This window comes from Pseudomonas sp. CCC4.1 (assembly GCF_035019225.1).
In the GTDB taxonomy this organism is placed as follows: domain Bacteria; phylum Pseudomonadota; class Gammaproteobacteria; order Pseudomonadales; family Pseudomonadaceae; genus Aquipseudomonas; species Aquipseudomonas bubulae.
The window spans coordinates 1-22,720 of sequence record NZ_JASJWL010000031.1 but is presented as its reverse complement, the minus strand read 5'-3'; the positions used below and the strand labels follow the sequence as shown (position 1 = coordinate 22,720).

Below are 22,720 nucleotides of genomic sequence, written 5' to 3'. Positions count from 1 at the left end.
AATGCTGCAATTCGAAAACGTTTCGACCTTTTACGGCAAGATCCAGGCCCTGCACAGCGTCAATGTAGAGGTGCGCCAGGGTGAGATTGTGACCCTGATCGGCGCCAACGGTGCCGGCAAGTCGACCCTGATGATGACCCTGTGCGGCTCGCCTCAGGCTCATAGCGGCAGCATTCGCTACCTGGGTGAAGAACTGGTGGGGTTGAGCTCGGCCCAGATCATGCGCAAAAGCATCGCCGTTGTACCTGAAGGGCGTCGGGTATTTGCTCGTTTGACCGTGGAAGAAAACCTGGCCATGGGCGGGTTCTTTACCGAAAAACGGGAATACGAGGAGCAAATGGACAAGGTTCTGCACCTGTTCCCGCGCTTGAAGGAACGCTTTACCCAACGCGGTGGCACCATGTCCGGTGGCGAACAGCAAATGCTTGCCATTGGCCGTGCGTTGATGAGCAAACCCAAGCTGTTGTTGCTTGATGAGCCATCACTGGGGTTGGCACCGATCATCATTCAGCAGATTTTCGATATCATCGAACAGCTGCGCAATGAGGGTGTAACGGTGTTTCTGGTGGAGCAGAACGCCAACCAGGCACTGAAAATTGCTGACCGTGCCTATGTGCTGGAAAACGGCCGGGTGGTGATGCAAGGCACTGGCGAGCAATTGCTCAACGATCCGAAAGTGCGTGACGCCTACCTGGGCGGCTAAACCTGCCTGCGACACACAACGGCCCTTCGGGGCCGTTTCTTGTTAAACGACGCATAAGCTGTCGAAACTCTGTTGTATATCTAGCCCTATTGTGGGAGCGAGCAGGCTCGCTCCCACAGGTTTACGTTTTTCCTGTAGCCGCTGACGAGGAGCAAAGGCTGCGATCGGCAACATAAAAATAATTCAGATCAGTTGTAACAACGCCCCCCCTTGCCTCTCTAGTTGGGTAACCCGGCAGCAATCGCTACCGGAATTTCTGGAGAGTCACCATGAAAAACCAAACCACCCGCACCTTGTCTGCCGCAGCCCTGGCTCTTGCTCTGGGTTCGGCTCTGAGTATTGCCGCCCTGCCCGCTCAGGCTGCCGACGACATGGAGAAGTGCTTCGGGGTTGCCATGAAAGGGCATAACGATTGCGCCGCCGGCGCTGGCACTACCTGTGCTGGCTCCGCCAAAACCGATCATCAGGCCAATGCCTGGAAACTCGTCCCAAAAGGGACCTGCGAAAAAACCGCCAGCAACACCTCACCAACCGGCTTTGGCCAACTGGCTGCCTACAAAGGCAAGTCCTGATCCGCGCCGCCGAGTGTTGATAATGCACAGCCCGCTTGCTTCGCTTATCGCGCCTCGTGCGCCCCGGCTCCCGCCTCGTGCGGGGCTGGGGCTCAAGGCCGAGCACTTTGTGGATGTACTTGCGAGCCGCCCAGACATCGGGTTCTTTGAAGTGCATGCCGAGAACTTCATGGTAGCTGGCGGCCCTTTCCACCATTACCTGGGCTTGATCCGCGAACATTACCCGCTGTCAATTCATGGCGTTGGCCTGTCGATTGGCGGCGAAAGCCCGCTCAATACCGAACACTTGCGCCGCCTGAGCCTATTGCTCGAGCGTTACCAGCCGCAGATGTTTTCCGAACATCTGGCATGGTCCTCCCACGGGCCATTATTCCTCAATGATCTGCTGCCTTTGCGCTATGACACCGCCACGCTGCACCGGGTATGCGCGCATATGGACCAGGCACAGGATGTGTTGAAGCGCCAAATACTGCTGGAAAACCCCGCTACCTATATCGAGTTCGACGAGGCCCAATTCGACGAAGCCGGTTTTATTCAGGAAGTCATAAGCCGTACCGGCTGTGGCCTTTTGCTGGATGTAAACAATGTGTATGTGTCATGCATCAACCACGCCCGCGATCCTGTTGTCTATCTCGATGCCTTGCCCCTTCAGGCCGTAGGTGAGGTTCATCTGGCGGGTTTTGCTGAAGAAGCAGACAGCCTGGGGCAACGCTTGCTGATCGATAACCACGGCGCACCTGTCGATCAAGCGGTATGGGCGCTGTACCAGCAAGTACTGGACCGAATTGGCCCGATGGCCACCCTGATCGAACGCGACAATCATCTGCCCCCTCTCACCGAACTGCTTCAGGAAGCCCGCTTGGCTGACCGCTACCTGTTCAGCGCACAGGTGCAGCCATGAAACTACAAGAAACATTCAGTGCAGCATTGCTCAATCCACACACGCCCGCCCCCACAGGCATTGCCTGCTACAACGGCGACATTGACCGCCGTTTCGCGGTATATCGCAACAATGTGCAAAGCGGACTGATCAACGCGCTGGCCACCAGCTATCCCGTTGTTGCGCAATTGGTGGGCGAGGCCTTTTTTCAGGCCATGGCGCAGATATTTATTCAAAAACACCCACCCGACAGCCCGGTCATGAGCGCCTATGGCAGCCAGTTCGCCGGTTTTATCAATGCCTTTGCACCCGCCAGAAGCGTGCCCTACCTGGCGGACGTGGCTCGCCTTGAGCGTTTGTGTGTGCAGGCCTTTCACGCCGCAGACGTGTGCGCCGTAAACCCCGGGCTGCTGGCTCAGGCGCTCAACAGCCCCGAGGGGCTGCCCCATTTACACCTGCAACTGCACCCCGGTGTCGCATCGCTGCATTCACCCTACGCCATCGCGTCCTTGTGGGCGGCGCACCAACGCCAGGGACAGATACAGGGACTGGACACGCGCCAACCACAAAGCGTCCTGGTAATACGCAATGAATTGCGCGTGGAGGTATTCACGGTCAGCTCAGGGTGCGCAGTATTTGTGCACTTGCTCAAAGCGGGGAATGCCCTGGGGTTGGCCGCGGCCCATGCCCTGGAAGCCGACCCAGACTTTAACCTGGGCCAGGCCCTGGCACTGTTGATTAGCAATAACACCATCACCGGCTTACAACCCGCCCTCGAGGCCTCGCCATGAATACTCAAACAATAAGCCCCGGCCTGCTACAGCGCTGGATCGGAGGCGCAATCGGGCTGTTGCACTGCATACCCGACACACTGATCGCCTTTGTCGCACGCTTTTCCATTGTTGCGGTGTTCTGGAAATCAGGCCAGACCAAGGTTGAAGGTTTGGCAATCGATCTGGTTGAAGGCACCTTTCAACTCGGTATGCCGCATCTGTCTGACTCTGCGCTGTACTTGTTCAGTACGGAATACAAAGTCCCGCTACTCTCCCCCGAGGTGGCTGCTCACGCTGCCGCCTTCAGCGAGCATGTTTTCCCGGTGCTGATCCTGCTGGGCTTGGCCACCCGGTTCTCGGCGCTGGCACTGCTGGCCATGAGCATGACCATCCAGCTGTTCGTATACCCTGATGCCTACCCGACTCACGGCACCTGGATCGCGGTCTTGTTGTACTTGATGGCCAAGGGCCCGGGTGCGCTGTCGATTGATCATCTGATTGCACAGCGTTTTCGTTAAAGCAGGTCAATGGCCTCACCATTACTCTGGAACCAGCCCACCAGGAAATCCGCCAATACCTGAGTACGCCTGGGCAAACCGCCTTGATAAGGGTGAACCAGATACATGGGGTTGCTGCGCGTTTGATAGTCACGCAACAAGCCGCGCAGGCGCCCATCAGCCAACTCGCAGCCAAGCATGTACGAGGGCAAGCGGGCGATGCCGGCACCGATCACGGCCGCTTTTTTCAGCAGACTGTAGTGATTGCTGGCAAACGACCCCGAGACCCGCACTCGTTGCAGTTCATGCTGGCGGTGGTAGTGCCACTCCTCGCGACCGCTGTAGTGGCTGTTAAGCAGACAGCGGTGCTCGACCAGTTCTTGCGGCGTAACCGGCTCGCCGTATTGCTCAAGATAGGCAGGGCTGGCGCAGGTGATCTCGTGCCAGTTAAGCACCTGCTTGGCCACCAGCCGTTCATGGCTGGCAACCTGCGAGCGTATCGCCAGATCAAACCCTTCCCGCACCATATCGCGATAGCTGTTGTTGAGCTCCAGCTCGATCTGCACCTGCGGGTATTCGCGGGAAAACTCCAGCAACAGCGAATCAAAGAAGGTCTCGCCCAAGGATACGGGCACGGTCATGCGTACCGGGCCTGCAACATCATCCTTTAGCCGGGCAAGTGCCTGACGTGCCCGCTCCACTTGCACCACCAGCGCCTGGGCTTGTGGCAGTAGCGCCGCGCCAGCCGCCGTAAGGCTCAAGCGCCGGGTGGTGCGATGCAGCAACACCACCGAAAACTGCGCCTCAAGCTGGCTGATACGCTTGGACAGCTGCCCCTTGCTGCAGCCCAGTTGCTGGGCGGCCAAGGTAAAACTGCCAGCGTCGATCAAGACCGCGAACGCAGCCAGATCATCCATTTCACTCATGGATTGTTTCCATATGAAAACCAAAGGTTGCCTATTAGTGCGCTTATCCCATTTAAAAAGCACCACTAGACTGAGCACTCACGTCATCCACAAAGGCACACAACATGAAAATCCTCTTGATCGGCGCTCACGGCACCATCGGTTCAGCCATTCGCCGCGAGTTGTCACCGCGCCATGAGATCGTAGAAATTGGTCGAAAAAGCGGGGATTATCAGGTCGATATCAGCGACAGTGAATCAATCCGCCAACTCTTCGCGCAAACCGGGCGCTTCGATGCGCTGATCTGTGCCGCCGGTAACGTCACGTTCGCCGCACTGGCTGACATGAGCGAAAGCGACTTCGCCCTCGGTTTGCAGGACAAGTTGATGGGCCAGGTCAATCTGCTGCTGATTGGCCGCGAGTTTGCCAACGATGGGGCCTCGTTCACCTTTACCAGCGGCGTTATCAACCGCGAGCCGATCCGTACCGGCAGTTCGGCGGCGCTGGTCAACGCGGCACTTGACGGTTTTGTAAAAGCAGCCGCCATTGAGTTGCCACGGGGCCTGCGGGTCAACTCGGTGAGCCCTACGGTCCTGGAAGAAGCGATGGACAAATACGCCCCGTACTTTCGCGGCTTCAAGCCTGTATCGGGCGCCGATGTGGCCCTGGCTTACGCCAAAAGCGTGGAAGGCTTGCAAACCGGGCAGACATTCACCGTAGGTTGAATCACTTGTGATGCATCGCTAGGCTGAGTAACGTGGCGACACCCTTCAGGAGTGCCCATGATGCGTTTTGCCCGTTCCTTAGCTTTGTTCGCCTTGCTGCCCGTGTTTGCCGGTTGCCAGATGTTCAGCAGCACACCTGCCGACACCACCGCAGGTCAAACCCGCCTGCAGGGCGAGCTGGTATCGGCCAATGGTCAATTGGTGTTTCAACCCTGCGTCGGCCAACAGCGCTATGTAGTTCGTGACAGCGCCGACACCACGCTGGTGCAGGACGCGACCTACATGCCCAATAAACCGGGCAAGTTGTTCGCCGATATCCGCGGCCGTTTTAGCGCCAGCACAACAGCCGGTACAGACGGTGAAGTCGAGCTGCAGCAACTCTACCGCCTGGAGCGCAGCAACAGCGCCTGCCAGGATCCCAACTTCAAGCAGGTGACCGTGCACGCCAACGGCAATGGCCCGGCCTGGGAAGTGCAAGCCGGGGGCAAGGGCATGGTGCTCAAGCGCGAAGGCCAGCCCGACCTGGCGCTGCCCTACGTTGAAGAACAGGTCGGCGATGGCCGCTTCTCCCTGTCCACCGAGGCCAACAATCAGCGCATCGAGCTGTGGGTGGCCCCACAACGCTGCACCGACAGTGCCAATGGCAGCGTGCAACATCTGAGCGCCGAGCTACGGATCAACGGTCAAGTCCAGCGCGGCTGCGGCTATTTTGGTGGCGCCCGTAACGACTAACCGATAACTGTTGCCGCATATTGCCCCGAAGCAGCTTACAATTAGCGGTTCTGCCAGGGTTTACCTGGCCCCCGATACTGGACACTGTCAATGTTACGAATCACCGAACTCAAGCTGCCGATCGACCATCCCGAAGAAGACCTGCGCCCTGCCATCCTGCAGCGCCTGGGCATCGAAAGTGATGACCTGGTCGATTTCACCTTGTTCAAGCGCAGCTACGATGCGCGTAAAAAATCGTCCGAACTGTGCTTCATCTACACCATCGATGTGAGTGTGCGCGATGAAGCGCCGCTGCTGCTCAAGTTCGCCGACGATCGTAACGTCAATCCAGCGCCGGACGTCAGTTACAAGGTCGTCGGCCAGGCACCCCAGGACTTGACCGAGCGTCCGATTGTGGTCGGCTTCGGCCCCTGCGGTATTTTCGCCGGGCTGCTGCTGGCACAAATGGGTTTCAAGCCGATCATTCTTGAACGTGGTACCGAAGTGCGCCAGCGCACCAAGGACACCTGGGGCCTGTGGCGTAAAAACGTACTCAACCCCGAGTCCAATGTGCAGTTTGGCGAAGGCGGTGCCGGTACGTTCTCGGACGGCAAGCTCTATAGCCAGATCAAGGACCCGAAACACCACGGCCGCAAGGTGCTGCACGAGTTCGTCAAGGCCGGCGCGCCGGACGAGATCCTCTATGTCAGCAAGCCGCATATCGGTACGTTCCGCCTGACCGGTGTGGTCGAAAATATGCGCCAGCAGATCATCGCGCTGGGCGGCGAAGTGCGTTTTCAACAACGCGTGACTGATGTGCTGATCGACAACGGTCAACTGACCGGTGTGATCCTGGCAGATGGCGAGCAACTGAATGCTCGCCACGTGATCATGGCGCTGGGCCATAGCGCCCGGGACACCTTCCGCATGCTCCACGATCGTGGCGTGTATATGGAAGCCAAGCCGTTCTCGGTAGGTTTCCGTATCGAGCACCCGCAGTCGCTGATCGACAGTGCGCGCCTGGGCAAGTATGCCGGCCACCCGAAGCTGGGCGCTGCCGATTACAAACTGGTGCACCACGCCAAAAACGGTCGCTCGGTGTACAGCTTCTGCATGTGCCCAGGTGGCACCGTGGTTGCGGCAACCAGCGAACCGGGCCGTGTTGTGACCAACGGCATGAGCCAGTATTCGCGTAACGAACGCAATGCCAACTCGGGCATCGTGGTCGGCATTACGCCTGAAGACTACCCGGGTGGTCCGCTGGCCGGCATCGAGCTGCAAGAACGCCTCGAATCCCACGCCTATGTGCTGGGCGGCAGCAACTACGAAGCTCCGGCGCAACTGGTGGGTGACTTTATTGCGGGCAAACCGTCCACGGCCCTGGGCAGCGTCGAGCCATCCTATAAGCCGGGTGTGTCTTTGGGTGACTTGGCCCTGGCCCTGCCGGACTTCGCCATTGAAGCCATCCGTGAAGCACTGCCGGCGTTCGAGAAGCAGATCAAGGGCTTCTCGATGCATGATGCCATTCTCACCGGCATCGAAACCCGTACCTCGTCGCCGCTGCGCATGACCCGTGATGCGTCGATGCAGAGCCTTAACGTCAAGGGCTTGTTCCCGGCAGGCGAAGGCGCTGGCTACGCTGGCGGGATTCTGTCGGCAGGTGTCGACGGTATCCGTATTGCCGAAGCTGTAGCGCGCGACATTCTGGGTATCGAAGCCTAGGTTTTGACTCGGTAGGGGCTGCAGCCCTGACATGTAGGAGCGGGCTTGCTCGCGATGCATTCACCACGGTTTGCCAGGCAGACCGTAGCGCCTGTATCGCGAGCAAGCCCGCTCCCACACAGCCACCGCCTTCTCCTTCTTCAGGCGGGATCCTTGCTGAAAAACCAGCAAAGCTGGTCTATTTCCTACAGCCTTCACAGGCACAAATCAGACTCAATTTGACACACAACTGCTAGGCTCTTGAGCGGTGTGTGAGCACGCCATTGCTTATAACAAAAAAGAATATAGTTTTTGTTTTAACCACTAACCCCACAGGTTAGGGTGTCGCACCTTATTACCTAATTGATGGAGAGCGACCTTGCCTCTGCGTAGCACTTTCACTCGGTTCTTTCAGTTGGAAGCTGCCAGCGGTCTGCTGTTGATTGCCGCGGCCGCTCTGGCTCTGATCGTCAATAACTCACCGCTTTCCCATTACTACACGGCCTTCCTGGACGTGCCGGTAGCGGTGCAAATCGGCGCCCTGCAAATTGCCAAACCGTCGCTGCTGTGGATCAACGATGGCCTGATGGCCTTGTTTTTTCTGCTGATCGGCCTTGAGGTCAAACGCGAACTGCTCGAAGGCCAGCTGTCCAAGCCCTCACAGGTGGTGCTGCCCGGCGCGGCGGCAATCGGCGGCATGGTGGTACCGGCGCTGATCTACTGGTTCATCAACAAGGATTACCCGGACGCTCTCGGCGGCTGGGCCATCCCCATGGCCACCGACATCGCCTTCGCCCTCGGCGTGCTGGCCCTGCTCGGCAAGCGTGTACCGGTGTCGCTGAAGCTGTTCCTGATGACCCTGGCGATCATCGATGACCTGGGTGCAATCATCGTGATTGCGGTGTTCTACTCCAGCGAGTTGTCGGGTGTGTCCCTGCTGCTGGCTGCGGCATGCCTGATCGCGCTGATTGCCATGAACCGCATGGGAGTGATCAAGGTCGCACCTTATATGATCGTCGGCCTGATCCTCTGGGTGTGCGTACTCAAAAGCGGTGTGCATGCCACATTGGCAGGTGTAACGCTGGCGTTCTGCATTCCGCTGCGCACCAAGAACTCAGAAACTTCACCGCTGATGAGCATCGAGCATGCCCTGCATCCCTGGGTGGCTTACGCGATTCTGCCGTTGTTTGCCTTCGCCAATGCGGGTGTATCACTGGCGGGTGTCAGCCTGCACAGTTTTGTCAGCCATGTGCCTATGGGCATTGCCGCAGGCTTGCTGATCGGCAAAACCCTTGGCGTGTTCGGCCTGACCTGGATCGCCATCAAGACCGGCATGGCCGCGCTGCCGGCAGGCGCCAACTGGGGCCAGGTGTTTGGCGTGGCCATCCTGTGCGGCATCGGCTTCACCATGAGTCTGTTTGTGGGCTCGCTGGCGTTCGTTGCAGGTAGCGATTATGTAGGCATGGACCGTATGGGCATCCTTACCGGCTCGATCCTCGCAGCACTGATCGGCTATGGTGTTACGCTGTTCTTTAGCCGTAAACAGCCGGTGGCGTAACCCTGATGTTGCTCACTGAGGCGGGCTCTCACAGAGACACAGCCCGCCTGAGTGAACAACCAAAAGAGAGAAACGTGGTCGATAAAATGCAGATTGTGCAATACGCCGGCATCACCGTGATGTTCCCGGCAGCGCTGGTGATTGCTGCCTGGTTATGGCTGGGCGCATCCAGAAAAATCGCTTTGCTGTGGTTGGGCGTGCTGGTAACTGCCTACCTGGTGGTGGGCGTCAGCAAGATCCTGTTCAAGGGCTGGGGCGTTGGCCTGCATGACCTGGGCATTGCCGTATTCAGCGGCCACGCAATGAATGCTTGCCTGGTCTTCACCGTGTTGCTCAACCTGCTGTGCCAACAGCTTGATCAGCGCTTGCGCTGGCCTGCACTCGGGGTCGGGTTGCTGGCGACCTGGTGGTTCGCCATCAATTACGTCGCCCTCACCATCCACCCTTTGCCGGAAGCCATCGCCGGAGCGCTGATAGGCTCTGTCGCCGCCTGCGTATTTGTGTTCAGCCTCAGGCAGTACAACGTCAGTCACGTCCCTCGACCTGCCCTGACACTGGGGCTGGCGGTGGTGATGGCCTTCAGCTGTATGCCCAAGTACACGGCAGAACGCTTGCTGGACCATATCGCCATAACGCTGTCTGGGGCCGAGCAGGCATTCAAGCACTCGTCCTGAGCTGCTTTACAGCCATAAAAAACCCCGGCCAGTTCGCACTGGCCGGGGTTTTGTTTTTACGCTGTCGCCTGTTTTACTGGGTAACGCGGCTGGTACCGTCAACGGTCATGATGCGCACGCGCTCACCGGTACGGAATACCTGGTTAGGCTCAACCTGCTGAACGTAAGCACGGGTGCTGCCGTCGTCTTCACGCACGGTGATTTCCACACCCTGGGTCTTGGTCAGGCCCGACTCGGCTGCCGAGCCCAGCAAACCACCGGCCACGGCGCCGATCACTGCGGTGACGATGCTGCCACGACCGCCACCGATGGCGCTGCCGCCTACACCACCCACGATAGCGCCAGTCGCAGCGCCGATCGGGGTCTTGGTGCCTTCAATTTGCACAGGACGCAGGGCAACGATGGTGCCCATACGAACGGTCTGTACACGTCGGGCTTCGTCGCGCGAGTAGGTGTCGCCGGTCAAGCTCGATGTGCAGCCGCCCAACAAAACAGTCATGGTAGAGAATGCTGCAACCAACAGAACGGACTTACGCATGGGATCAACTCCAAAATAACAGGGATTCATTAAACTCCGCAGCCGGTAACCTGTCACGGCACAGGGCGGATAAAAGGGCTTTATTCAGCGTCTGTACAGTAACAATAGCGCTGTTTGCCCACACAAGACTTCGCAAAGAGTAGCGCGAAATAGCCGGTTTGCATTGCGCGCCTTGCTGTAGAGGGTGCCTTCAGGGTGCCAGGCGCTCACGCACCCAGTCTGCCCCCTCACGCCGATAGTTGAGGCGATCGTGCAGGCGACTCGGGCGCCCCTGCCAGAACTCGATGCGCTCGGGCAGCAAGCGATAACCGCCCCAGTGCTCGGGGCAATGGGGCTGGCTGTCACTGAAGCGCGCCTCGGTGGCTTTAAGCAGCTCGACCAGTTCATCGCGATCAGCAATCACCTGGCTTTGCGGCGAGGCCCAGGCCCCGATCCGGCTGCCCAGGGGGCGAACCTGATAGTAGGCATCGGACTCTTGCGCAGTGACCTTGACCACCTGACCCTCGATGCGTACCTGACGCTCGAGGGTTGGCCAGAAAAAGGTCATGGCCGCGAACGGGCGCTCGGCCAACTGCTGGCCCTTGGCACTGGTGTAGTTGGTGAAAAAGGTAAAACCCTGTTCATCCAGCCCCTTGAGCAACAACACCCGACAATGCGGCCGCCCGCGGGCGTCCACTGTGGCCAGGGTCATGGCATTGGCCTCGACCGGTGGCTGCTCGGTTTTCACCGCATCGCCGAACCACTGATGAAACAGCGCGAAAGGCTCGGCCGGGGCCTGAGCCTCGGCCAGCCCGTCACGGGTGTAGTCTCGTCGCATATCCGCCAGTGCTTGAGTCATGCCCCCATCCTTCCTTGAATCAGTCAGTTCTTGGCCTGATCGTTGGCGGCAACTTTCTTGTCCGCAACAGCTTTGGCTTTAGCGACAACCGGCTTTTTTGCTGGCGCTGGCTTGGCCGCTTTTTTGGCCGGTGCAGCCTTTTTGGCTACGACGCCTTTCTTGGCCGGTGCTGCATTCTTTTTGGCCACAGAAGGAGCAACAGCTGGCTGCACCGCAACCAGCTCGGCCGGGGTGAGGGCTGGCTGGCTGTATTTGCTGACCAGGGCAACCATGGTGGCTTGCGGGGTCATCAGGATTTCAACCCGACGGTTCAGGGCGCGTCCTTCGTTGCTGTCGTTGGCTGCGCGAGGCATCACCGAACCCATGCCACGCAAGGTCAGGCGGTTACCTTGTAAACCGCTCATACGGAAGATCGCTGCCACCGATTTGGCACGGTCCAGGCTCAGACGGGTATTGGCCGCCATTGCACCCGAAGAGTCGGCATGCCCCAGCACCAGCACGGCGGTTTTTGGGTCGCCTTCGACCACTTTGGCCACTCGGGTAAACGGGCCAAGCATGGACGGCATCAGCAAGTCCGGGCGGGTGGCCTTGAACGAACTGTCAGCTGAAGCCACGATAATCAGCAGATTCTCGCGACGCTCCAGTTGCAGGTTGGTGTCCTTGATTGCAGTACGCAGACGAGGCTCATATTCGTCCAGCCAGGCCTGGGTAATTTTCGGATCCGGCATCGGGATCACGCCAACCGGCGAAGTTTTGGCGTCTTTGGCATCGCTATCAAACGGCCACCACCAGTTTTTCGAAGAGGCTGCTGCAGAGGCAGGCGCGGCGGTGACGGCTACTTTTTTGTCCTTTTCAACCGGGGTGTCTTTTTTCGCCGAGTCAGAGCCAAAAGGCCACCAGCTGGAACCGCTGTCTTTGGCTGCGACCGCTGGGGCGGTGGCAGTTTTGGTTACCGGTGGCGTTGTTTTGCTGTCTGCTGACTTGGCCGCAACAGTTGCAGTTTTATCCGCAGGAGTCGACGCCTGGTCGGACGAGCCCAACTGCCACCATTTGTGGCCACCTTCGGCGTCATTCTGTGGAGTTTGTGCGCAACCGGTAATAGCCAGGCAAAGAGCCAGAGCGAGGGTCTTATTAGATGACATTGAATATCCACACAATGAATTAAGAATTAAAGAGGCACTAAGCCCACTATAAAAAACGTATTGAAAACAGAAAAGCTACCGAGTTCCGACCTGTGGCCTACAAATCCTGCTTACAGGCACTCAGCCAATACTCTAACCAGTTTTTGCGCCCTGGGATCCATCAATATATTGGGCCCTAGGGTATTGGTCACAAATCCAAAGGCCACCTCGCGATCCGGGTCGGCAAAGCCGGTCGATCCCCCAGCCCCGGGATGACCGAAAGCTTTTGGCCCAAGGCCAAACGTCGCGTTAGGCACGGTTGGCTGATCCAGCATGCACCCCAGCCCAAATCGGGTTTGCGTGCGCAAGGTTTTATCCTCGCCGACGCTGTGCTCGCGGGTCAGTTGCTCCAGCATTTCGGCTTCAAGCAGGCTGCCGTCCAGCAAACCGCTATAAAAACCGGCCAGGCTACGGGCATTACCATGCCCATTGGCCGCTGGCTGCTCCATTCGGCGCCATTCGGGTTTGTTGGTACTTGTCATAATAGACGGTGGATTGGTGAATGCCCGCGTACTCATGGATGAAGGCTCATTCATCATGGCCTTCAACAGGCGCTGCGCAGCCGCATCCCCCATATTGCCCTTGCTGCGGGCAACATGAGCCACCCGGTAAAACTCTTCGTCACCCAGCCCGACATGGAAGTCCAGCCCCAGCGGCCTGGCCGTCCGCGCCATGATTGACTGGCCCGCACTGCGGCCATCGGCGCGGCGAATCAGCTCGCCCACCAGCCAGCCATAGGTGATCGCGGCATAGCCGTGCCCTTCGCCCGGCGTCCACCAGGGGGTTTCGGCGGCCAGTGCATCGACCATGGTTTGCCATTCATACAGCGCCTCGGCCGGCATCAATTCGCGCAAGGCCGGCAAACCCGCGCGATGGCTCAGGAGCTGACGCAACGTGATGGACTCTTTGCCGGCAGCAGCGAACTCGGGCCAATAGCGGGCCACTGGCACATCCAGCTCCAGCTTGCCCTCTTCGACCAGTTGCAACGCCGTGACAGCGGTAAAAGGTTTAGTGCACGAAAACAGATTGGCAATGGTGTCTGTGTGCCACGGCTGCTCGCCGTCCTTGTCAGCGGTACCGGCCCACAGGTCGAGAACGGTTTCGCCACCGATCTGGATGCACAACGCCGCGCCGCGCTCTTGCGGATCATTGAAAAGATCGGCAAACGCCTCGCGTACTGCTTCGAAGTTAAGGTCGTGAAAACCCTGAATCTGCACCCGGACCTCCTGGATCAAGCATGGCTCTACAAGGCGTGCATTGTTCCAGCACCAGTAAGATTTTGAAACAGAGCAAAGCGCTCTGAGCACACAATTTTTGTGCGCTGTTGAGTCGGCGGGCAAAGTATTAGCAAGGGCGTGTTTTTTTTGTGAAAAAAGGCAAAACACCCATGGCAAAAATCTCGTAGCAGCTGACTCGCGGAGCGAGGCTGCGTCCGGCGGCGCAGCCGTCGTAAAACCTGACTTGCGGGTATAACTGACATACCGCAGGGTCTGATTTCGCGACGGCTTTGCCGCCGAACGCAGCCTCGTTCCTTCGGCAGCTGCTACTTAGGGTGTGTCTACAGCGCGGCGTAGACCAAAGGCGCAAGCTTCTGCACCCGCGGGTCCATCAGCACATGGCTGCCCATGGTGGTGGTGACAAAGCCGAAGCTCACCTCCCGCTCAGGGTCGGCAAAAGAGATTGGCCCGCCCAGCCCCACATGCCCGAATGCCTTTGGCCCCATCCGATGGGAAGCTCCCGGGTCCGCCGGCTGCTCCATCATGCAACCCAGGCCATAACGCATGGGCCGCAGCAGCGTGCGGTCCATATCGTTACTGTGCTCGCGGGTGAACTCTGCGAGCAGCTCAGACCCCACCAGGCGCCCGCCCAGCAGCGCACTGTAAAACCCGGCCAGGCCATGGGCGGTACCGTGGGCATTTACGCCGGGATGGCGATAGGCCCACCAGCGCGGGTCAGCCGTTTGCCGTGATCCCATGGCGGGATTGGTAAATGCAAGGGTCGCGACATGCTCAGGCTCACTGACCATCACGGCACGCAAGTCCTGGGCGTAGTTATCACCCGTTCGCCCTTCAGCGCGCTCGAAGAAGGCAATGCGGTGAAAGTGCTCGGCATCAACGCCCATATGAACTTCAAGGTCGTTGGGCTCGCAGATTCGCTCGTGGATAAAGGTACAGGGGTCGCGACCATCGGCCCGTCGAACCAGCTCGCCAAGGATCCAGCCATAGGTGGTGGCGCCATAACCGACACTGGTTCCCGGTTCCCACCACAAGGGTTCTGCCGCGACGACTTCGGCCATTGCATCCCAGTCGTACATAATGGGCGTGCGGCTGGGCAAACGCAGCGCCGGGATACCTGAGGTATGGCACAACACCTGGCGCAAGGTGATGCGCTCCTTGCCGCCCTGGGAAAACTCCGGCCAATAGTGGGCAACCGTCTGATCCAGCTCGAGCTTGCCCTCTTCCACCAGCATCAGTGCCGCGATGGCGGTGAAGGGTTTGATACAACAATAGGTGTTGACCAATGTGTCGTGGTTCCAGGGCTGGTCGCCCTCCAGATCCGCCACACCCGCCCATAAGTCGACAACGGTTTCGCCGCCCACCTGCACACAAACACCGGCTCCTCGCTCCTGAGGATCATCGAAGATCGCCTCAAAGGCTTCCTGAACGGCTTCGAACCCACTTGCACACTTCCCTTTCGCTTCCATTTCGAAGTCTCCATTCAGTTGGAATGCAAGACCTTAGTTTTAAAGTGGGAATTGAAAAGAAAGAAACCCCTACTGGGCGACGAAATACATCGCCGCCCATCGGGCAGGAAAAATCAGTGCCCCTTGCCCGAGTGCCCACCTGCATGCCCCGCGCCAGAGCGTCCGCCGCTGCCATCATCGGTTGCATGCACAGGCGCCTTGACGGCTTTTTCGGCTTCGGCCTGGGCCTTGGCGGCCTCCTGGCCCAACTGGCCAAGGGCCTGCAGGTTGGCCTTGCGCACGCTGTCGACAAAACCGGTAAACGGCAAATCGGTGATACCGATCATGCCAAAGTGGCCGTTTTCGCCGTCGAGCAACCGGCCTGTGACCGGCTGGTCCAGGTACTGGAACCAGTGCACGCCAACAATCGACGGTTCTGCCACCGCCTGTTTGAGGAACTTGCTGTAAGCCGGGCCACGGGCTTCTTCGTTGGCCACTTCAGTGACGCCGCCCCAGAACGGGCCACGGTCACGGGAGCCGAAGTTGAACTCGGTGATCATTACCGGCTTGTCCAGTTCGCGCAGTTTGCCGAAGTCATAGCCGTCTTGCGGTTGCAGGGTGTAGAAGTTGAAGCTCAGTACATCGCAGTATTTGGCACAGGACGCCACGGCCTCTGGCGTACTGACGGCAAACCGTCCGCCGAGCAGCAAGTGGTTTGGAGCATGCCATTTGAGCGAGTCGGAAATGGTCTTGAAGTAGGTGTCAGCAAAGACTTTCTGGAAATACTGATAATCCGCCTCGATTTGCGGGTGCTCGGTGTTGGGCAAAGGCCCTTCAAAACCCGGGTCCTCCATCAGCTCCCAGGCCGGAATTTCAATACCCCAGGCCTTGGAAAGGCCCTGCTGGTTGCGGTATTTGTCACGCAGCTGCTTGAGGAAGGCCCGCTTGGCGGGTACATCCGTGGTCATGCGCAAAGTGCCCAGGGCCAATGCATAACGGGATTTCGGGTCATTACCCGGACCAGCCCAGGCCAGTTCGTTGTCGGCAAAGTAACCGATCAACCAGGGATCATCGCGATGATCGCGAGCGGCAATGGCCACGGCGCGCTCGGTGGCCATGGCAAAGCGCGGGTCAAAAGGGTCGGGCATGCCGCCCCACCAGTCGGTGCCGGTACTGATGCTGGTGTAGTCCCCCACAACCGACAGCGGCAGGGTGTAGGGCACGCGATCGTTGAGGCCCAGTTCGGGGTCGCTCCAGTTGCCGATGGTGTTGAAGCCCCAGGCTTGCAGGCGATCCAGGGTGCGGGCCTGCCAACGCTTGGCATCGAAGGCTGGAGGTGCACAAGGGCTCACCGGTGCGCTATCCGGTTCAGTTTTAGCCGTTACGCAAGGTTCACCGTAGATACGCTGCAGGTTGGCGGCATAAAAGTTGTACCAGCGCCCGGCGTCAAAGCCCCTGCCCTGGGTCGAGGCGTTGCCGCTGTTGTTGTTCGCCTTGCCGTAAAAACTGGCCAGAGGAGTGCCATCATGGGGCAAATCGGTAAACATCCACTCACGGCCGGCAACATAGGTCTGGCTGTCGTTGGCCGTTACGGCATTTAGGCCCAGCGAGTAAAACGGGTGACCTTCAGGGGTGATCAGGTTCCAGCGGCCATTGCGCTTTTCTGTGCGGAAAAACCCGGTCGCCTCAAACCCCGCGCCCTTCAGCCAGCCGCCGTACTTGTCCTGATCGGCACGCCCGGCCAGCCAGCCTTTGAGTTGCTGCTGTTCTTTTGCGGCGGCGGCCTTGAGCTGTTCGTCATTGGCAACACGCTCCGGCCATTTGGCGCGGGTCGACTGGCCGTAGCCGTCGACGATCGCGCCGTACACGGCCTTGATTACGCCTGTGCCGTCCTGCACGCCGAAGCGCTCCAGCAGAATGCTCTGCGCGACGTTCGGTTGCGCAATCGACAGACTTACCGACACCACCTGGCTCAGATCGATTTCACCCTGGCTACTGGCCAGCAGAATGCGCTGGCCATCCAGCGTCATCGGCATCGGTGGGCCGGCGCGCATGCCCTGGCTGTGTGGAGAATTGGCTTTTAGCGGCAACAACAGGGTTTGCGCCGGGCCGGCAGGCAGGTCGACACGGCTGGTCAGGGTTTTGCCGTTGCTGCTTTGCACGGTCACGTCCAGCGTAAGTGCCCAGTTCATGGCGTTCTGGATGCGCAGGGTCATCATCCCCGACTGCGACCAGTCCCATACCCCGGTTTGCGGAGTCAAACGCAGGCTGGGCGCGACGGCCGGGTTGAAGGTGACGCGGCGCAGCACTTCGCCTTCGGCTGTTTGCTCCGCATTGTATTGCGGCAAGATCGCATCCGTAGTCGCCACTTGCACCACATCGGCAGGGCGAACGAAATTGAACAGGGTTTGTTGGCCAGCAGGCGCCGCCAACAGCGGAGTCGTGACCAGCAACGCAAAAACAGCAGACAGCGAACGGCGAATCATATGGATCTGGTTCTCCCAAACGGCCGAAAAACGGCCTGTGAGGTGGTGAAAGTCAAAGCATAGACAGCAAAGTCGACGATAACGCCGACCCGCGCTTAAGAAATTTCGCGCCTGAACGGCGGCAGTGCATTCAGAATCGCCTTGCCATAGCGCTGGGTGACCAGGCGCCGGTCCAGCAAGGTGATGGTGCCGCGATCCTGTTCGGTACGCAGCAAACGCCCGCAAGCCTGAACCAGCTTGAGCGAGGCATCAGGCACGGATATCTCCATGAAGGGGTTGCCACCCCGGGCCTCGATCCACTCGGCCAGGGCCGCTTCGACCGGATCATCGGGTACCGAAAACGGTATTTTGGCGATCACCACGTGCTCGCAGTAGGCACCAGGCAAATCCACGCCTTCGGCAAAACTGGCCAGGCCAAACAACACACTGGAGTCCCCGCCATCGACCCGCGCCTTGTGCTTGTTGAGGGTTTCCTGTTTGGACAGGTTACCCTGAATAAACACTTGCTTGCGCCAGTCGCGCTCCAGGCCGTCGAATACGTCCTGCATCTGCTTGCGCGACGAAAACAGCACCAGCGTGCCCCGCGAGCCTTCGACCAGCGCGGGCAAGTCACGAATGATCGCCGCCGTATGAGCCGTAGCGTCACGGGGGTCGGCCTTGAGGTCAGGCACTCGCAACACACCGGCATCAGCATGATGGAAAGGGCTGGGCACCACCGCTGTCACGGCTGTTTTGGGCAGGCCGGCACGCATGCGGAAACGGTCGAAGGTGCCCAGTGCTGTCAGGGTGGCGGAGGTCACGAGTACCCCATAGGCCACGTTCCACAGGTTGCGACGCAGCATCTCGGCGGCCAGGATGGGGCTGGCGTTGACCTCGATATCAAACAGCGAACCGCTTTCAGCCAGGGTCAGCCAGCGCGCCATGGGCGGGTTGTCTTCAGGGTCCTCGACGGTGAACGCGGTCCATAGCTCCCAGTTACCCTGAGCCCGGGACAGCAGGCTGCCAAACAGCGGGTACCATTCCTCGGCCTGGTTGCTGGTGATGCCGATATTGACCTCGCCATCCATGCCGTCCTTGAGAATCTCGGTCAGGCGGGTGAACAAGTCGGTCAGACGCGAGAATCCTTTTTTCAACTCGATGCCCATTTCACGCATGTGATCGGGAATCAGGCCGCCAATAAAGCGATGGCGCGGACGCTCGCGACCCTCGGGCTCTTCGCCGACTTTAAAGTCGGCGATCTGCTCGCAGGCAGTGAACATGAACTGTTGCTGGGCCTTGATTTCTTTGGCCAGCTCCGGCACTTGCTCCAGCAAACGCCCCAGGTCGCCGGGCAACGGGTGTTGGGCCAACAGTTTGGTAAGGTTTTTGGCGGTTTGCTCCAGCCAGTCGGCGGTGGAGCGCAAACGGGTGTAGTGGGCAAAATGGCCAATGGCCTTGTCCGGCAGGTGATGGCCTTCGTCAAACACATAGACCGTGTCACGGGGGTCAGGCAATACCGCGCCCCCGCCCAACGCGAGGTCGGCGAGCACCATGTCGTGGTTGGTGACGATCACGTCCACCTTGCTCATGCCTTCCCGGGCCTTGTAGAAAGCGCACTGGCCGAAGTTGGGGCAATGACGGTTGGTGCACTGGCTGTGATCGGTGGTCAGGCGCGCCCAGTCCTGGTCTTCAAGGGCCTGGGGCCAGCTGTCGCGGTCGCCGTCCCACTTATTGCCGGCCAGCTTTTCGATCATGCTGGTGAACAGCTTCTGGCTGGCCTCATCGACTTCGATCTTGAAGCCTTCTTCCTCGAACAGCTGCGCCGTCGCGGTTTGCGCGTGGCCCTCTTGCAGCAGCATGTCGAGCTTGGACAGGCACATATAGCGGCCACGGCCCTTGGCCAGGGCAAAGCTGAAGTTCAGCCCGCTGTTGCGCATCAGGTCCGGGAGGTCCTTGTAGACGATCTGCTCCTGCAGGGCGACCGTTGCCGTGGCAACCACCAGGCGCTTGCCCGCGGCCTTGGCCACAGGAATGGCAGCCAGGCAGTAAGCCACGGTTTTGCCGGTACCGGTGCCCGCTTCTACGGCGACCACAGCCGGGTCGCCACTGCGGTGGTTTTCTTCGTCGGTGTCGATATCGCCCAGCACCTTGGCCACTTCAGCGATCATCAGACGCTGACCGTAACGCGGCTTGAGGCTCTTGGATTCGAGAAAACGCGAGTAAGCGCCCTGGATCTGAGTTTTGAGTTCGGTACTAATCATGGTTCTTCGGGCGCAAGAAACGCTGGATAAATTTTCAGTGGTTCGAATGACCGCTATCATACCCCGCTAATTCATCCCGCGCCGAACGGAGTACCCCAATGACCGCCTTTGCCCTCGCCTACAGCCTGCATGTACTGGCCGCCCTGATCTGGGTGGGCGGCATGTTTTTCGCCTGGATGATCCTGCGCCCGGCGGCTGTCACGGCCCTTGAAGGCCCGGTACGGTTAAAGCTGTGGGTAGAAGTGTTCCAACGTTTTTTTGTATGGGTGTGGATCGCAGTGGTGATTTTGCCGATAAGCGGTGTAGGTCTTCTGCAAATGCGCTTCAACGGTTTTGAAACGGCGCCGCGCTATGTGCAGATCATGATGGGCTTGTACATCGTGATGGTGGCGTTGTTTATCCGCATTCAATCGCTGCAGTTGCCTGAGTTGCGCAAGGCCGTCGAAGCCCAGGCTTGGGCTGACGGGGCAGCGGTAATGGGGAAAATTCGCCGGCTGGTGGGGTGCAATCTGATTGTGGGGCTGGTGTTGGTGGCAATTGCGGCGGCTCGGCCGACTTTTTAAAAGCCGGATGGGTGTAGCTGCCGAAGGAACGAGGCGGCGTCCGGCTGCGCAGCAGTCGTAAAACCATTTAATTACGGGGTATCAGAGGGTTCGTGTTTGCAGTGTTTGCGACGACGACAGCAAGGCATTTGGCCTTTAATATCAGGCGTTTCGTACGACGTTTCGCTTTCGTTTCCGTGAAACTTCCTAGAAAATCCCGTTCGCTTGCGCCGCTTAAAATCGGGGAATAGTCTCGGCCCATCGCTGCAAAGCTGGCCAAGGGTTTTGTCGACAAGTTGCTGGACACGCTGGTAACGCACTGAAGCAACACGCGCCTGATTGGCGACAGGCACGTCGTTTATTTATACGTAGCTGTGCCGCAAATCAACTGATCCACCGGTTACATATCCGGCATTTGCGTCTAACTGAAATATTGGTTTCGCTCTTACAGCGAGTCACTTTGCAAAAGCGGCAAAGTAACCAAAGCGCTTGCGCCCCATCGTACGGCCTTCGCTGCGCTCAGGTTCACTCGCTCCGGTCCTGTTCCGTGGGCACGCCGCCACGGGCCATCCATGGCCCATCGCGGCTCTCCCGGCATCCATGCCGGCCGACCCACTCCACAGAACCTCCACTCGCCCTCCCGGGAGGGCAGGCAGATCAAAAGCACAGCGCCCCCGAGGCGGCCGACCGGCCGGCCTGTTTGGAGTGAATGTGTTGCGCAATCTGCGCTTAGCGCCTCAGCGGATATTGCGTGCCGTGCACAGGTTACAACCGCTGGATAGTCACAGCACCTGCCGTACCCGCTTCCCCCGGCTGCCCGGCCAGGCCCGGCTTGCCGGACTTGCCGCCATCGGTGCGATACACCACACAGCCCTTGGCTTTGCCGCCTGCGCCAGCCCGTCCGGCCTCGCCGGGCTTGCCGCCCGTACCGCCGTCAACCCGCACACGGACCTGTTCGGCCGGGTAGTCACGCGGCAGCTCAACCCGCACCTGCCCGCCGGCCGCACCCGGTTGCCCGTCACCTCCATTGTCACCATTGGCTCCGGAGCCCGCCGCGCCCCAAGTACAGCCTGGCTCTTCGCCATTACCGCCATCAAGCCCGGCAAAACCCGGCGCTCCCGTACCGCCACGGGCATCAATGGACAGTTGCGGCGCTTGCAATGACTCAATTCGCAGGCTCAGGTCCCGGGCTGGCCGCGCAGGCTTTTCAAAGGTACCGGTGGCGCCACGGGCATTGATCTGGCTGCCCTCGCCCAGTTCGGCACGCGCCACCCGCAGCGCGATGCCGTGCTCGGCAGGAACGATAGTGATGCGTGCTTCACGACCCAGCTGCAGTTGGTCGATATCGACCTGGGTGATCCCCGCTGGAATCAATAACGTCCCGTAGTCAGCAACATCGAGCTTTTCCAGGCGCAATACACTGACGTTAGCGGGCAGGCGCATCATCGAGTTGGCCTCGACCGAGACGACCTCGGCCTGAGCAAAAGGGCTGCACAAGGCAGCCAACAAACATAACTTACGCATGGCTGGAATCTCGTTCGCAGGAGGCAGGAAGGGTATGTGCGTGAAAAATTCCAAACACAAGAATCAACAGGCGATCACGCCAGGGATGGCGGCGGCCTTGCAGGCGACCTTTGAACAAGAGCACCTCAAGCCCATGGGTCAGCACCAACAGGCTGCCAACAAGGTTGATCAGCACATCGAACGGGTAGACCAAGGGCTGGTACAGATTACTCAGCACCAAGGCCCAAACTATCAGTGTCAATGCTTTACCCAGCCCCCAAAGCACCCTCATACATCCGCCTTTAGCATGTTCTTTGGCGCACATTAACGGCTTGTACAAGCAGGACGCCATAGACCGTCATAAAAAGATTCGCCGCAACTTCGACTGGCCCGGGCAAAACCGCGGCGATACCAAGGGTTAACGAATGATCAGAATCTCGGTACGTCTGTTTTGGGCGCGGCCCTCAGGGGTCTGATTGCTGGCCACAGGGTTCGACTCACCGGCTCCCTCCACGGAAACAAACTGGCTGCGCGGTACACCGCTGTCGATCAAGTACTCAACCACCGACTGCGCCCGTGCCTTGGACAGTTTCAGGTTGTAGGCCTCATTGCCCACACTGTCGGTATACCCTGTGACCTTCAACTGGGCGTTGGCGGCGTCTTTTTTCAGGCGCGCGGCTATGATATTGAGCTTTTCCTTGTCCGCCGCAGTCAACCGGGCAGAGTTGAATTCGAAATTCACATCACGTACTACAATAGCCTCTTGCTTGACGACCACCACTTCTTCAACCACCACCACGGCCACAATCGGGCAGCCCGCAGCATCGACTTTCACGCCTTGGGGCGTATCAGGGCACTTGTCGCGACTGTCCGGAACACCGTCGCCATCCGCATCGCCGTCACCGTGTACCCAACAGTAAGCCGCGGCCATGCCCGCACCGAATACGGCACCACCCCCCGCCCAGGCCGAGCTTTTTATTGCACCCAAGGCCTGTCTCTTATACACATCT

22 protein-coding genes are annotated in these 22,720 nt (G+C 59.2%); 11 read left to right on the top strand and 11 right to left on the bottom strand.

Annotation, left to right across the window (positions count from 1 at the left end; all coding sequences use genetic code 11):
• Window position 1 precedes the first annotated feature (1 nt).
• From QN377_RS13845 to QN377_RS13825, 5 genes are all read left to right on the top strand, one after another.
• The gene (locus QN377_RS13845) at window positions 2-703 is read left to right on the top strand and encodes an ABC transporter ATP-binding protein (protein WP_095002992.1); all 702 of its coding nucleotides are present in this window, start codon (window positions 2-4) and stop codon (window positions 701-703) included.
• A gap of 269 nt (window positions 704-972) precedes the next feature.
• On the top strand, window positions 973-1,275 hold the full coding sequence (locus tag QN377_RS13840; RefSeq protein WP_095002991.1) for a DUF2282 domain-containing protein: 303 nt from the start codon (window positions 973-975) through the stop codon (window positions 1,273-1,275).
• 22 nt (window positions 1,276-1,297) lie between these two features.
• Entirely contained in the window at window positions 1,298-2,176 is an 879-nt protein-coding gene (locus tag QN377_RS13835) for a DUF692 domain-containing protein (protein ID WP_095002990.1), read from the top strand.
• Window positions 2,173-2,946, top strand: coding sequence for a DNA-binding domain-containing protein (locus QN377_RS13830; protein WP_095025905.1), 774 nt, complete (start codon window positions 2,173-2,175; stop codon window positions 2,944-2,946). Before QN377_RS13835 ends, QN377_RS13830 begins: the two co-directional genes overlap by 4 nt.
• A complete protein-coding gene (locus QN377_RS13825) occupies window positions 2,943-3,446 on the top strand; it encodes a DoxX family protein (protein WP_322213409.1) in 504 nt (167 codons plus the stop codon). The genes QN377_RS13830 and QN377_RS13825 overlap by 4 nt, the downstream gene beginning before the upstream one ends.
• On the opposite strand, the gene QN377_RS13820 is transcribed toward QN377_RS13825, so the two are convergent.
• On the bottom strand, window positions 3,443-4,351 hold the full coding sequence (locus QN377_RS13820; protein ID WP_095002987.1) for a LysR family transcriptional regulator: 909 nt from the start codon (window positions 4,349-4,351) through the stop codon (window positions 3,443-3,445). The genes QN377_RS13825 and QN377_RS13820 overlap by 4 nt on opposite strands.
• A gap of 104 nt (window positions 4,352-4,455) precedes the next feature.
• On the opposite strand from QN377_RS13820, the gene QN377_RS13815 reads away from it, so the two are divergent.
• From QN377_RS13815 to QN377_RS13795, 5 genes are all read left to right on the top strand, one after another.
• Window positions 4,456-5,055 (top strand): short chain dehydrogenase, encoded by a 600-nt coding sequence (locus QN377_RS13815; protein ID WP_095002986.1) that lies wholly within the window; start codon window positions 4,456-4,458, stop codon window positions 5,053-5,055.
• A gap of 60 nt (window positions 5,056-5,115) precedes the next feature.
• Window positions 5,116-5,787 (top strand): COG3650 family protein, encoded by a 672-nt coding sequence (locus QN377_RS13810; RefSeq protein WP_169916891.1) that lies wholly within the window; start codon window positions 5,116-5,118, stop codon window positions 5,785-5,787.
• Window positions 5,788-5,877: 90 nt separating this feature from the next.
• On the top strand, window positions 5,878-7,488 hold the full coding sequence (locus QN377_RS13805; RefSeq protein WP_095020410.1) for an NAD(P)/FAD-dependent oxidoreductase: 1,611 nt from the start codon (window positions 5,878-5,880) through the stop codon (window positions 7,486-7,488).
• Between the two features lie 358 nt (window positions 7,489-7,846).
• Window positions 7,847-9,025 carry a Na+/H+ antiporter NhaA gene (gene nhaA, locus QN377_RS13800; protein ID WP_095002983.1) on the top strand — a complete coding sequence of 393 codons (1,179 nt, stop codon included), beginning with the start codon at window positions 7,847-7,849 and terminating at the stop codon, window positions 9,023-9,025.
• A gap of 74 nt (window positions 9,026-9,099) precedes the next feature.
• Entirely contained in the window at window positions 9,100-9,699 is a 600-nt protein-coding gene (locus QN377_RS13795) for a hypothetical protein (RefSeq protein ID WP_095002982.1), read from the top strand.
• Window positions 9,700-9,772: 73 nt separating this feature from the next.
• Here the strand turns inward: QN377_RS13795 and QN377_RS13790 are convergent, their stop codons facing one another.
• The 7 genes from QN377_RS13790 to dinG all read right to left on the bottom strand — a co-directional run bounded on the left by QN377_RS13790 (window position 9,773) and on the right by dinG (window position 19,665).
• The gene (locus tag QN377_RS13790; protein WP_095002981.1) at window positions 9,773-10,237 is read right to left on the bottom strand and encodes a glycine zipper 2TM domain-containing protein; all 465 of its coding nucleotides are present in this window, start codon (window positions 10,235-10,237) and stop codon (window positions 9,773-9,775) included.
• Between the two features lie 190 nt (window positions 10,238-10,427).
• The gene (pdxH, locus tag QN377_RS13785) at window positions 10,428-11,075 is read right to left on the bottom strand and encodes a pyridoxamine 5'-phosphate oxidase (RefSeq protein ID WP_095002980.1); all 648 of its coding nucleotides are present in this window, start codon (window positions 11,073-11,075) and stop codon (window positions 10,428-10,430) included.
• A gap of 23 nt (window positions 11,076-11,098) precedes the next feature.
• Window positions 11,099-12,217 carry an OmpA family protein gene (locus QN377_RS13780; RefSeq protein ID WP_095019451.1) on the bottom strand — a complete coding sequence of 373 codons (1,119 nt, stop codon included), beginning with the start codon at window positions 12,215-12,217 and terminating at the stop codon, window positions 11,099-11,101.
• Between the two features lie 110 nt (window positions 12,218-12,327).
• A complete protein-coding gene (locus tag QN377_RS13775; protein WP_095002978.1) occupies window positions 12,328-13,473 on the bottom strand; it encodes a serine hydrolase domain-containing protein in 1,146 nt (381 codons plus the stop codon).
• A gap of 341 nt (window positions 13,474-13,814) precedes the next feature.
• On the bottom strand, window positions 13,815-14,960 hold the full coding sequence (locus QN377_RS13770) for a serine hydrolase domain-containing protein (protein ID WP_322213414.1): 1,146 nt from the start codon (window positions 14,958-14,960) through the stop codon (window positions 13,815-13,817).
• A 113-nt stretch (window positions 14,961-15,073) separates the two neighbouring features.
• Complete coding sequence (locus QN377_RS13765; protein ID WP_095019453.1) at window positions 15,074-17,425, bottom strand: beta-galactosidase; 2,352 nt, start codon at window positions 17,423-17,425, stop codon at window positions 15,074-15,076.
• Window positions 17,426-17,520: 95 nt separating this feature from the next.
• A complete protein-coding gene (gene dinG / locus QN377_RS13760) occupies window positions 17,521-19,665 on the bottom strand; it encodes an ATP-dependent DNA helicase DinG (protein ID WP_095002975.1) in 2,145 nt (714 codons plus the stop codon).
• Window positions 19,666-19,763: 98 nt separating this feature from the next.
• Between dinG and QN377_RS13755 the strand changes: the two genes are divergently transcribed.
• On the top strand, window positions 19,764-20,228 hold the full coding sequence (locus tag QN377_RS13755; RefSeq protein ID WP_095019454.1) for a CopD family protein: 465 nt from the start codon (window positions 19,764-19,766) through the stop codon (window positions 20,226-20,228).
• A 744-nt stretch (window positions 20,229-20,972) separates the two neighbouring features.
• On the opposite strand, the gene QN377_RS13750 is transcribed toward QN377_RS13755, so the two are convergent.
• From QN377_RS13750 to QN377_RS13740, 3 genes are all read right to left on the bottom strand, one after another.
• Window positions 20,973-21,731, bottom strand: a complete 759-nt coding sequence (locus tag QN377_RS13750) for a hypothetical protein (protein WP_095019455.1) — start codon at window positions 21,729-21,731, stop codon at window positions 20,973-20,975.
• Window positions 21,724-22,002 (bottom strand): DUF1145 domain-containing protein, encoded by a 279-nt coding sequence (locus QN377_RS13745; RefSeq protein ID WP_322214131.1) that lies wholly within the window; start codon window positions 22,000-22,002, stop codon window positions 21,724-21,726. The genes QN377_RS13750 and QN377_RS13745 overlap by 8 nt, the downstream gene beginning before the upstream one ends.
• 126 nt (window positions 22,003-22,128) lie before the next feature.
• Window positions 22,129-22,716 (bottom strand): OmpA family protein, encoded by a 588-nt coding sequence (locus tag QN377_RS13740; RefSeq protein ID WP_323567636.1) that lies wholly within the window; start codon window positions 22,714-22,716, stop codon window positions 22,129-22,131.
• Window positions 22,717-22,720 lie beyond the last annotated feature (4 nt).